Annotated in this window: 10 protein-coding genes; 7 read left to right on the plus strand and 3 right to left on the minus strand. The window is 58.5% G+C overall.

Features of this window, described 5'->3' with window-relative positions:
- Nucleotides 1-80: 80 nt before the first annotated feature.
- Both FFS64_RS11905 and FFS64_RS11910 read right to left on the minus strand, forming a co-directional pair.
- Nucleotides 81-1,061: a LysR family transcriptional regulator gene (locus FFS64_RS11905; RefSeq protein WP_137805541.1), complete on the minus strand. Its 981-nt coding sequence runs from the start codon at nt 1,059-1,061 to the stop codon at nt 81-83.
- A gap of 74 nt (nt 1,062-1,135) precedes the next feature.
- On the minus strand, nt 1,136-1,576 hold the full coding sequence (locus FFS64_RS11910) for a carboxymuconolactone decarboxylase family protein (protein WP_137805542.1): 441 nt from the start codon (nt 1,574-1,576) through the stop codon (nt 1,136-1,138).
- A gap of 300 nt (nt 1,577-1,876) precedes the next feature.
- Between FFS64_RS11910 and FFS64_RS11915 the strand changes: the two genes are divergently transcribed.
- The 5 genes from FFS64_RS11915 (at nt 1,877) to FFS64_RS11935 (ending at nt 5,870) form a co-directional block, all read left to right on the plus strand.
- On the plus strand, nt 1,877-2,074 hold the full coding sequence (locus tag FFS64_RS11915; RefSeq protein WP_137805543.1) for a co-regulatory protein PtrA N-terminal domain-containing protein: 198 nt from the start codon (nt 1,877-1,879) through the stop codon (nt 2,072-2,074).
- Nucleotides 2,075-2,463: 389 nt separating this feature from the next.
- Nucleotides 2,464-3,897 carry a PLP-dependent aminotransferase family protein gene (locus tag FFS64_RS11920; protein WP_137805544.1) on the plus strand — a complete coding sequence of 478 codons (1,434 nt, stop codon included), beginning with the start codon at nt 2,464-2,466 and terminating at the stop codon, nt 3,895-3,897.
- Between the two features lie 124 nt (nt 3,898-4,021).
- Nucleotides 4,022-4,315: an antibiotic biosynthesis monooxygenase family protein gene (locus FFS64_RS11925; RefSeq protein WP_137805545.1), complete on the plus strand. Its 294-nt coding sequence runs from the start codon at nt 4,022-4,024 to the stop codon at nt 4,313-4,315.
- 196 nt (nt 4,316-4,511) lie between these two features.
- A complete protein-coding gene (locus FFS64_RS11930; protein WP_137805546.1) occupies nt 4,512-4,931 on the plus strand; it encodes a cupin domain-containing protein in 420 nt (139 codons plus the stop codon).
- Between the two features lie 228 nt (nt 4,932-5,159).
- Nucleotides 5,160-5,870: an ATPase gene (locus FFS64_RS11935; RefSeq protein ID WP_137805547.1), complete on the plus strand. Its 711-nt coding sequence runs from the start codon at nt 5,160-5,162 to the stop codon at nt 5,868-5,870.
- A gap of 116 nt (nt 5,871-5,986) precedes the next feature.
- On the opposite strand, the gene FFS64_RS11940 is transcribed toward FFS64_RS11935, so the two are convergent.
- The gene (locus FFS64_RS11940; protein ID WP_137805548.1) at nt 5,987-10,894 is read right to left on the minus strand and encodes an NAD-glutamate dehydrogenase; all 4,908 of its coding nucleotides are present in this window, start codon (nt 10,892-10,894) and stop codon (nt 5,987-5,989) included.
- Between the two features lie 42 nt (nt 10,895-10,936).
- On the opposite strand from FFS64_RS11940, the gene FFS64_RS11945 reads away from it, so the two are divergent.
- Complete coding sequence (locus FFS64_RS11945; RefSeq protein ID WP_137805549.1) at nt 10,937-11,410, plus strand: hypothetical protein; 474 nt, start codon at nt 10,937-10,939, stop codon at nt 11,408-11,410.
- Nucleotides 11,401-11,754 carry a hypothetical protein gene (locus FFS64_RS11950; protein WP_137805550.1) on the plus strand — a complete coding sequence of 118 codons (354 nt, stop codon included), beginning with the start codon at nt 11,401-11,403 and terminating at the stop codon, nt 11,752-11,754. Before FFS64_RS11945 ends, FFS64_RS11950 begins: the two co-directional genes overlap by 10 nt.
- Nucleotides 11,755-11,780 lie beyond the last annotated feature (26 nt).

Here is an 11,780-nt window from a genome sequence, read left to right on the forward strand (position 1 = left end):
GAAGAGGCCATCACATTCAACACTCATATTGACTGACATGACGCTTTCGCGAGCAGGCTCGCTCCCACATTTGATTGAGATTAACCCTCGAACCACTCCCGGCGCTCGTTGAAGGTGTTATGGATCAACTCCACCAGCATCTGCACTTGCCCTTCACCCGCGGAATCGGCATTCACCGCCATCCACACCTGGCGCCGCATCGCTTGACCGAACAGCTCAGGCAAACCGATCAACCCGCGATCGAAGCGGCTCATGTAGCCGGGCAACAAGCCAATGCACGCGCTGCAGCGGATCATCTCCAGCATCAGCCCATAGGAATGTAACTGCACGACCCCGGCCAACCGCTGTTCCACCAATTGGTTCCATGGCCGGAAGCTGTCGATTTGCCGGTCATGCTGCCATTGCACCAACAGAAAGTCGGCCAGGTCCTCGAGGCTGTCGGGGCGCGAGGCGACCCGTGAATAGCGCTTGGCGATGTGCGGAAGATAGTCGAGTTGCGCCAGGGCCCGGGGCTCGCGAGTGGCGAAACTCGGCCCGGGCAGCGGCGAATCGGTGCCGGCCAGCCACACCACCACATCGGCACTGACCGCTTGCAGGGACAGTTCGCTATCCAGGGTGATGATGTCCAGGCGCACGCTGGCGTTGCGTCGCAGCAACGCCACCAGATCGCGACCAAGAATGTCGTGCAGGATCGACTCGGCAATGGCCAGGCGCAGCAACGGTTGCTGGATCACCGGCAGGTCACGTTCGTGGGCCAGCGCAATCAACTGCGACTGTAATTGCAACCCGTCACGACTGAGGACAAGGCCATTGTCCGAGGGGCTGAACAATGAACACTGCAACTGCGCTTCCAGCTGCGCCAAGTGCTTGCGCAAGAGGGTGGCCTTGATGTTGAGGCGGCGGGCTGCCTGCATGAAGCAGCCGCAACGGGCACTGACGCTGAAACTCTGCGCCAGCACCGGATCGATCTGTGCCGCGCGGATGCGCCAGGAGGGAGTTTTATCAAGGGGGACGCGGTACTCGGCAATACGCCGATGACCGGAGGTTTCCATGAATGACATCGATGACTCCCTGTCGATCTATCTCTGGGAGCTCCATCCTGCGCATCGTTCATGAAGCGGGTGTGACAACCGGATCAGGTGCTGGGGCTTTGCCGAAAGCTCACGGCCAGGCGGTTCCAGCTGTTGATGGTGGTGACCGCGATGGTCAGGTCCACCAGTTCGCCTTCACTGAATTGGGCCCGGGCCTCCTCGTAGACATCATCCGGCACATGGCTTTTCGACAGCAGCGTCACGGCCTCGGTCCAGGCCAGGGCAGCGCGCTCGCGCGGGTTGAAGAAGTTGCTGTCGCGCCAGACCACAATGGAATACAGGCGCCGATCGGTCTCGCCCAGGCGCCGGGCATCCACCGAGTGCATGTCGGTGCAGAACGCGCAGCCGTTGAGCTGCGACGCGCGGATCTTGATCAGGTGCAGCAGCGCCGGTTCGATGCTCAGACTGCTGGTCAGAGCCTCCATGGCGATCATCGCTTTCATCGCCTTGGGTGAAGCGCTGTAGTAATCCAGTCGAGGGTTCATGGCAGGCCTTTTCAATCAGGTGGTTGTTTCAAGATTGGCACACGCACCGTGCGATGCCAGATCCAATTATGCGAAAAAACGGTGGACCACTTACCATGATCGGTCATTGAAAAAACACAGGACTCCACGCCTGCTTTCAAATACCGACAACAGGCTTTAACGCACTACCCCATTGAACTTCCAACAACACATTGGTCACCACGTTAAGTTCAAAATTGGATATTTTCTATCATACGATTCGCTCACTAAACTGGCGCCGTCATCCAGACACTTGCAACTTCACTTCAAAAGGTAAACATCATGAAAAGTATAGTTATCGTCGGCAGCCTGTTGTGCGCAGCGTTCTCGGGCCTCACCTTCGCCGAAGGTGGCAGTGACCGCTTGATCGAACGCGCCAATGCCCGTGCCCAGCAGGTCGCAGCGCAAAACGAACGAATTCAAAACGACAATCAGAACACCGCTGAACGTGCAGAAACCCAGCCCGCCAAGTCCAGCTGAAGTGCTGAATTGCCAATGGTTGTTGCACTGACTCATCCTTGCAAGACAAGTATCGCTGCAAGGATGAGTATTTAAAATAATGTTATTCAAGCAACAAAGAAAGCCCTGCAATAATCATTGCAAGGCTTGTGGCGGAGCAACACCAAAATTTGTCACTCGAAAATATCGAGCAGATGTTTTCAACTAAACTCGACAATTTCAACGAGCCACAGATTAAGGGCTGTTACCCGCTCAATCGATAGCCAATTCTTCGATTTCCGGGCAGACCATCGCCCACTAGTCCAATCCAGCGTTTTTTCCCTTCACAACTTCATCCCTGCCGACAAATCCGGGTACTCTTGCGCCATGTACAGCGCGAACCAGGTCATCCGTTGCAGGAGCTTGCCGGTATGGAACTACATGTTGTCATTAACGGGCGCAAGGATCTGGCGGGCCAGTTGTACAACCAACTGCGCAGCGCCATCGAATCAGGTCGTCTGGCAGCAGGGACGCAGCTCCCGCCGAGCCGCTTGCTGGCCCAGCAGTTGGGCATCTCGCGCAAGACCATTTCCGACACTTACGCCCAGCTGACCTACGAAAACTTCCTCACCGGGGTGATCGGCAAGGGCACCTACGTCAATGCCCGGGCCTCAAAAATCGAGCGCAAGCAAAGCCATACCGAGCTGGCCGGGTTCGAAGTGATCGAGTCCTGGCGCAATCTGCCGGTGTTTCTGCGCCACCCGACACTGGAAGGCTCGCTGCGTTATGACTTCATCGGCGGCGCCACCAGCAAGGGCCAGTTTCCCCAGGATGACTGGCGACGCTGCACATCCCACGCCTTGCGCCAGATCGCTGCATCCAAGGGCCTCTACAGCCTGCCCGAAGGCTTGCCAGCGCTGCGCAATGCCATCGCCCGGCACATCGCGTTTTCCCGCGGGGTCAATTGCCAGGATGACGATGTGGTGGTGTGCAACGGGGCGCAACAGGCGCTGGACCTGATCGCCCGGGTACTCACGCGGCCCGGCAGCATCGTGGCCATGGAAGACCCCGGCTATCCGCCGGCGCGCCTGTTGTTCGGCACCCATGGCGCGACGGTCATCGGCGTTCCGGTGGATGCCGAGGGCATTCAAGTGGACAAGATCCCTCTCGGCACGCGGCTGATTTACGTCACCCCTTCGCACCAGTTCCCCCTGGGCATGCCCATGAGCCAGGAACGGCGGGTAGCGCTGCTGGCCAAGGCCCATGAACTGGGCGCCATCATCATCGAGGACGACTATGACAGCGAATTCCGCTACGAAGGTCGGCCAACCGATTCGCTGCAAAACATGGATGAGCGCGGGATCGTCGCCTACGTCGGGACCTTTTCGAAAACCCTGCTGCCGGAGCTGCGCCTGGGTTACGCGATCCTGCCGCCAGCGATTCTCGAGGCGGTAGTCCGCGCCAAGCAGTTGACGGACCTGCACACCTCTACCCTGCCCCAGTGGGCGCTGGCCAAGTTCATCGCTGAAGGCTGCCTGCTCAAACACATTCGACGCTGCCATACGATCTATGCGGGTCGGCGCGACCGGATCCTGGCGCGCATGACCGGCGATCTCTCGCCATGGCTGGAGGCCGTGCCGACCATGGCCGGTTTCCACATGGTGGTGATGTGCAAAGTACCGATCGACGTGCCACTGGTGATCGAGCTGGCGAAGAAGGTGGAAGTCGGACTCTATGCCATCGACAGTTTTTACTACCAGCAAACACCGCAAGCCGGGTTCTTCCTGGGTTTCGGCGCCATCGAGACCCTGGATATCGACATCGCCCTGGATCGTCTGAGAGACATTTTGCAACAAGTTGCCTGATGGATTGGACTGCGGCTTTATCCGGCGATTGGCTATTGGTGGTCCGGGGGGGCAGGCCTATCCTGCATAGGCGTAATCCCTCAATGAGCAGGATTCGTCCGGCCTGATTCAGGAGTGTGAGCCAATGTCCTACAAAGTGATCAATACCGTAAAGGTGCAGGCCGTTGCCGGCCGCTCGGAAGAACTGGGTAAGCAACTGCAAAAGATTGTCGACACCCTGCGCGAACTACCGGGCTGTGATTCCTATATGGTCGACCGCTGCCCTGAGGACAGTAACCGCTGGACCGTCAGCGCCCACTGGCAATCGGAAGCGGCGATGCAATCGCATTTCAACAGCCCTGAAGTGCAAGGTTTTATCGACCTGATCGATTGCCAGTTGGCCAATGCCGTCGACTTCAACAGCTTTCCGATCCGATAGTAAAACGGTTAAAGATCGCAGCCTTTTGGCCGTTCCCGCAGAGTATGGGTACCTCTGTAGGAGCTGCCGAAGGCTGCGATCTTTTGTTTTTACATCCCGATTGGTCCCCTGGCCTTCTCGAATATTGGCTGTTTGATTGCCCGCCACAGCGCACTAGATTGGTTCCTGACCTCTAACCCACCGCAGGTGATGAACCATGAATGTTTTGCGCTTCTGTGCCGCCCCCCTTGTCGCCCTGACTCTGACTGTTTCCGCCTCGGCCTTCGCCCATGAGGCGGGTGATCCGTCGGAAAAGGTCACGGTATTGCAGGATCAACTGCTGAAAAACGTACCAGGCAAAAAGGCCTTGATGATTGAAGTCGATTACAAGCCCGGCCAGGCATCCATTGCCCACAAGCACGATGGCACCGCCATGGCCTATGTTCTGGAGGGGGCCGTTACTTCCCAGGTAAAAGGCGAGAAAGAAGTGACCTACAAGGCCGGGCAATACTGGTACGAAGCGGCCGGTTCCGAACATCTGGTCTCGAAAAACGCCAGTGCCACCCGGCCTGCCAAGTTGCTGGTGTTCATGGTGTTGTCGCCGGACGAAGAAGTTCTGGTCCCCCTGAAAAACTGATCGCTGAACGGTTAGCCATAAATAAAAAGGCCCGAATTACACATTCGGGCCTTTTTATTTCTTCGGGTAATTACGCCAATGTCTTTACACCAAACAAAACTAGTGGCTCCCTCATAAAGACTGATATTGGCTATTTCATTGTGCCCATCCCGGTTTAGTCTGGATGCACCGCCGGTTGTTTCCGGCCAGATAACTTTCCGACTGATGTTGTTTCACTGGAGAAACACCATGAAACTTGCACTTGTCAGTACGTTGACGATAACGGCTCTGTTAACCGGCTGTTCGATTCCCACTGCACCGTCCGCGGTTTCTTCCCTGGACGGCATCTTCACCGAACCGGTGGGTCGCAGCAGTGCAACCAGCGTTCCCAATGGCAGCCATGTCTCCCTGGGCGTGGTGTACAGCCGCAACACCCAGGCCAACCGTGCCTATCTGCAGGACTACCAGGCCAACGCCGGCACGGGTTTCGGCCAGAGCCTGCTGGTGCAGTCGATCCACGACGCCTACGTGGCCACGTCCAATCCCGATCTCGCGGTGGATTGGGTCAAGGCTTCGTTACAACGGCAGTTCGGATCGGTCACGGTGTATCCGGACATGCAAAGCCTCAAGGCCGCGAAACCGGATGTCATCGCGGTGGTCGACAGCCGCAGTCAACTCATGACTTCGCGCAGTTCCGATATTGAAGCGGATGTCCGTGCGCACTTCTACGACCACAATCTTAACTATATTGCCACTGCACAAGGGCATGACGCCAAAGCACTCAGCCCGGTGTGGGCAGACTACAAGCGCAGTGAAGAAATTGTTGCGGATATAAATGAACAACAGAATGTGCAAACAAGAGCGCTACAAAAGTTTGACCAGTCGCTCAGTAATTTATTGACCAGGCCGACAGATAAAGTGTCGATGAACGATAATAAAACAGGCATGAAGTTGTATTGATTTAATTTTGGCCCCAACTCGGGCAAGCCCGTGATGAGGGCCGAATAGCCAACACTAAGGCATCAGGCAAAAAAAACCCGCATCTCTCAATGCGGGTTTTTTCATTCAACAGCCTATCAGGCAGCCGGCTCCAGTTCGGCATTGGCCGAGACAGTAGCAGGCGGCACTGTCGGCGCTTGACCGCTCAACGCCACGTCCAGCAACTCACGGTTGGCCACCGCGTACATGGCGTAGTCCGTACCGCTGGCGGCACGGATCTCCACCAGCATGGCACGCCAGCGTTCGATCGTGCTTTCGTGCTGGGCCATCCACTGCGTCAGACGTGTTTCCACATCCTGGCTGCCATCGCCCTGTTGCAGGACCGAGATGGTGATCGCGCGTTGCTGCCAGTCGACGTCATCGCGGAACGCTTCACGGGCCAGGGCTTGCCAGTTGTTTTCAACCGGCAGTGCGCTGATCTGTTGCAGGTACCAGGTGATGTCCAGCGCACTGCCCACGGCGAAGTACGCCTTGGCCACGTCCGCAGGGTCCTGGCCGGTCACGTCGGAGGCCTCGATGATCGGCAGCAGGGTGTACAGGTGCGTGGTGCCAGCCACCATGCGCGCCAGCAACTCCGGCACACCGGCTGCGACGTAGGCCTGATAACGGGTCTGCCAGGTTTCACGGATTTCGCCACTGAGCAGTTCGTCGAGCTTGAGGCCCAACGCCGCCAGATGCGGACCGAAGTGCGCGACGTCACGGGCAGCATTCTGCTCGTTGCGACGGGCACGCAGGAACCAGCGCGTAGCGCGACGGCCCAGGCGCATCAGCTCGTCCATCAGCTCCAGTTGCACGTCGGCGGAAACCTTGTAGTCCAGGTTTTCAATCTGACGGAACCAGTGCGGGAGATGGAAAATGTCGCGCACGATCACGTAGGCACCGGCCACGTTCGCCGGGCTCATGCCGGTGGACTCCTTGAGTCGCTGAACGAAGGTGATGCCCATGTGGTTGACCAGGTCGTTGGCGATCTGGGTGCTGACGATTTCGCGCTTCAGGCGGTGACGGCGCATCGCTTCGGAGAACTTGCTCACCAGGCTCGGCGGGAAAGCGGTTTCCATGTCGCGGGTCAGGTAGTCGTCGTCCGGCACCAGGGAGCCCAGCAGCTGCTCCTTGAGGTCGATCTTGCTGTAGGAGATCAGTACCGACAGCTCGGGACGCGTCAGGCCATGGCCTTCAGCGACGCGCTCGTTGATCGCGTCTTCAGCCGGCAGGAACTCGATGGCGCGATCCAGCTTGCCGCGGCCTTCCAGATCGTTCATCAGACGCTTGTATTCAGCGATTCGTGGCAGGGCACGACGAGCCGCCAGGGACAGGGCCTGGGTCTGCTTGTAGTTGTTGCCCAGCACCAGGCCACCGACTTCGTCGGTCATGCTTGCCAGCAACTCGTTGCGTTGCTTGGCGGTCATGTCGCCGGCCTGAACCACTTCGTTCAGCAGGATCTTGATGTTCACTTCGTGGTCGGAGCAGTCCACGCCACCGGCGTTGTCGATGAAGTCGGTGTTGGAACCGCCGCCATTGAGGCCGAACTCGACACGACCCAGCTGGGTCATGCCGAGGTTACCGCCCTCGCCCACGACTTTGCAGCGCAGCTCGTTGCCGTTCACGCGCAGTGCATCGTTGGCCTTGTCGCCGACATCGGCGTGGCTTTCGCTGCTGGCTTTCACGTAAGTACCGATACCGCCGTTCCACAACAGATCAACCGGTGCCTTGAGCAAGGCATTGAGCAGTTCGGTCGGGGTCAGCTTGTCGGCCTTGATGTCGAAGCGCTCTTGCATCTGCGGGGAAATCGCGATGCTCTTCGCGCTGCGGGAGAAAATACCGCCGCCTTCGGACATAATGCTGGTGTCGTAATCCGACCACGCCGAACGCGGCAGGTCGAACATGCGCTGACGCTCGGCGAAGCTGGTCGCCGGATCCGGACTCGGGTCGATGAAGATGTGCATGTGGTTGAATGCCGCGACCAGTTGCAGCTTGTCGGACATCAACAACCCGTTACCGAACACGTCACCGGCCATGTCGCCGACGCCCACCACAGTGATGCTGTCTTCCTGGACATTGATGCCACGCTCGCGGAAATGGCGCTGTACGCCAACCCACGCGCCCTTGGCGGTGATGCCCATTTTCTTGTGGTCGTAACCGGCCGAACCACCGGATGCGAACGCGTCACCCAGCCAGAAACCGTAATCGATGGCGATGCCGTTGGCGATGTCGGAGAAGGTAGCAGTGCCCTTGTCCGCTGCCACTACCAGGTACGGGTCATCGTCGTCATGACGCACGACGTTGGCCGGTGGCACCAGAGCGCCGTCCTTCAGGTTGTCGGTGATGTCCAGCAGGCCGGAAATGAAGATGCGGTAGCAGGCAATACCCTCGGCCGCGATCTCGTCACGGCTGCCGCCCAACGGCAGGCGACGCGGCAGGAAACCGCCCTTCGCGCCCACCGGCACGATCACCGAGTTCTTCACTTGCTGGGCTTTTACCAGGCCCAGGACTTCGGTACGGAAGTCTTCTTCACGGTCAGACCAGCGCAGGCCACCGCGAGCGACGTTGCCAAAGCGCAGGTGTACGCCTTCAACGCGTGGCGAGTAAACGAAGATTTCGAACTTCGGAACAGGTTTGGGCAGTTCAGGAATCAGGTGCGGGTTGAACTTGAAGCTGAAGTAGGACTTGTTCTGACCGTGCGCATCGGTCTGGTAGAAGTTGGTCCGCAGGGTGGCCTTGATCAGGTCCAGGTAGCGACGCAGGATGCGGTCTTCGTTGAGTACCTGGACGTCGTCCAGTGCGCTGAGGATCGCGTGTTCCAGGCGCTGTTGCTTGTCTTCCAGATCATCGCTGCCGAGCTTGCGCGCCAGGTAGAAACGGGTCTTGAACAACCGGGTCAACTCGCGGGCGATGTCGGTGTGGTTGTTCAGGGTGCTGGCGATGTAGCCCAGGTCGAAGCCCAGACGGATCTGCTTCAGGTAACGGGCGTAGGCACGCAGCAGTGCCACATCGCGCCATGGCAGGCCGGCGGTCAATACCAGGCGGTTGAACGCATCGTTCTCGGCGTCGCCACGGACGATGTGGACGAACGCGTCCTGCAGGGTGTCGTTGAGCTGCTGGATGTCCAGCTCCAGGCCTTCGGCAGCGGTGAACGCGAAATCGTGAATCCAGAACTCGCGGCCGCTGTTGTGACGCAGGCGATACGGGAACTCGCCCAGCACGCGCAGGCCGAGGTTTTCCAGGATCGGCAGCACGTCGGACAGCGCCAGCGGGGTGTCGGCGTGGTACAGCTTGCAATGCAGCTGGCGCTGACCGGAGACCTGGCCCAGCGGCTGATAGAAGCTCATCACCAGCGGGTTTTTGTCGCTCAGGTTCAGCAGGTGTTGCATGTCGACCACAGCCGAATGCGCTGCGAAACGCTCGCGGTAACCGGCCGGGAAGCCTTTCGGGAAGTCGGCCAGCACGTTGGTGCCCTGGGCTTCGCCGAAGCTTTCGACGGTCAGGGCAGCGTAGTCGTCCTGCCAGCTGCGGCAGGCCTGGATCACTTCGTTTTCCAGTTGCTGCGGGTCGATCTCGATGCGGTTTTTCGGATCGACGCGCAGGATCAGCTGCACGCGTGCCAGCACGGACTCGGAGAAGAAGGTCCAGAACTCGCAATCCGAGGCTTTCAGGCGATCCATCAGCACCTGCTGGATCTTCTGGCGCACTTCGGTGGAGTAGATATCACGCGGCACATAGGCCAGGCAGTAGCAGAAACGGCCGTACGGATCCTTGCGCAGGAACACACGGATCTTGTTGCGCTCCTGGATCTGCACGATCGACATCACGGTGCTGAACAGCTCATCCACCGGAGTCTGGAACAGATCGTCGCGCGGCAGTACTTCGAGTACCTGCGCCAGTTCCTTGCCCAAGTGAGCCTTGGCCTGGAAGCCGGAACGGTTTTCGATTTCCGCGACCTTGTGGCGGATATATGGAATGGTGCGCACGCTCTCGCCGTACACCGACGAGGTGTACAGGCCCATGAAGCGGCATTCCTTGATGACCTTGCCGTTGGCGTCGATTTCACGGATCGACACGTAGTCAGGATAAGCCGGACGGTGTACACGGCTCGGGTGCGCGGCTTTGGCGAACGACAACAGGGTCGGTTCGCGCAGGTAGTTCACCGCATAGTCTTCGATGCGACGGTCATCGTAGGTCAGGCCGGTACGCAGCAGTTTGGTCAGGCCAAGGAACGAGTTCTGGTCGTATTCGATGTGACCGCCATCAGGCTGGTCGGTGACCACGAACTCTTCGTAGCCGAGGAAGGTGAAGTGGTTGCCCACCAGCCATTCCAGGAAGCTCTTGATTTCGCTCTTTTCGTCGGCATCGACTGCGAACCGGCTATTGTCCAGCTTGGTCAGGATTTCCTGGACCTTGGCTTTCATCGGTTCGAAATCAGTGACCGCAACGCGCACTTCACCGAGTACCTGCTCCAGCTCTTTGGTCAGGACGTTCAGTTCGGCGGTGTTGGCGCAACGGTCGATTTCCAGGTACATCAAGGATTCGTGCAGAACGTCGTCGCCCTGGGTGCCTTTGGGCAGTATTTCCAGCAACTCGCCCTTGCTGCCACGACGTACGCTCAGCACGGTGGTTTGCAGGGTATGGATGCTGTAGCCACGGCGGTTCAACTCGGTACGCACCGAATCCACCAGGAATGGCAGGTCGTGGTGCAGCACTTCGACCGCGGTGTGGGTCGACTGCCAGCCGTGACGTTCGTAATCGGGGTTGAAGACGCGCACTTGCGGTTGCGCGTGATCGAAGCGCTCAAGCAGGCGCCACGCAGAAAGGGTACAGCCAGCGAGGTCGGACAACCGGCGTTGAGTCAGTTCGTCCAGGGAAATGATGCCGAAGAATTGTTCAGCGAACAGCGCCACTTGTGGCAGTGCCTGTTCACTGATGTGCTGCGCCAGTGCCGCTTGCAGTTGGTGCTGGAAGTCGGCTTTGCTGGCTGCGGTGAAGAACGCCATCTGTGGTACTCCGCTTGGGCTTGTTATTGATGGAAGCGTCGCGTGCAAAACCCCTTTTCGGGGCTACCCGTCACCCTGTTCCTGATTCTCGGGCAGAGGAAACAGGGCGACAGGTGGGTGAAGCTGGACGAGACACTCGGGTCACATTCACCTTCCATGAATGGGCATCTGCAAAAACGACTGGGCTGCGGGCAGCGCAATGCCTTTACAGGTGCTCATCCGTTGCGCAGCTTAACGAGTGCGGCAAGGCCCGTGCTTGCGATGCTGCGACATATTCGGTCAACGGTATGCAGCTTGGTGGCGGTGCATCGCACAACACTAGCAGTCGCGCAGGAAAATGGCGGCTTTCTGTCGGTTTTTTGCGGCACATACGTACCAGAAATGACCAGCAACACATTGACCGTCCACATCACGCCCTTCGACACTCGGGCGAGCAGAAATTCGCCGGGGCTGGCAGAATCGCCTTTTGTTCGCCTTCATTACGCTCGTCGAGCCAGGAATTACCCATGCAAATGACCACCGCCCTCTTGATCGTCAACCCGTGCGACGACGAAGAAGACAACATGGCCATGCTCTGCTGCCACAGCGACAAGGGCGAAATGTTCCTGATGAGCCGTTACCCGGACGAGGATGAACTGGAAATCACTCTGGACGGCGAACCCTCTACCCTGGACGGTGTGAAAGTCACGCTGAGCCCTACCCGTTTGTTGATCGAAATCGCTGCGGCGGATGCGGATGCGTTGAATGGGGATGATGTGCTGGAGATCACCCATAGCACTGATGCCAGCGATCTGCCTGAGGTGGAAGAGACATTGCAGAACATCCTCAAGGGGACCGGAACCTACATCAGTCAGCTCTAGCATTCAGCAGCTGTACCGGCCTCTTC

This window comes from Pseudomonas sp. G(2018), assembly GCF_005502415.1.
In the GTDB taxonomy this organism is placed as follows: domain Bacteria; phylum Pseudomonadota; class Gammaproteobacteria; order Pseudomonadales; family Pseudomonadaceae; genus Aquipseudomonas.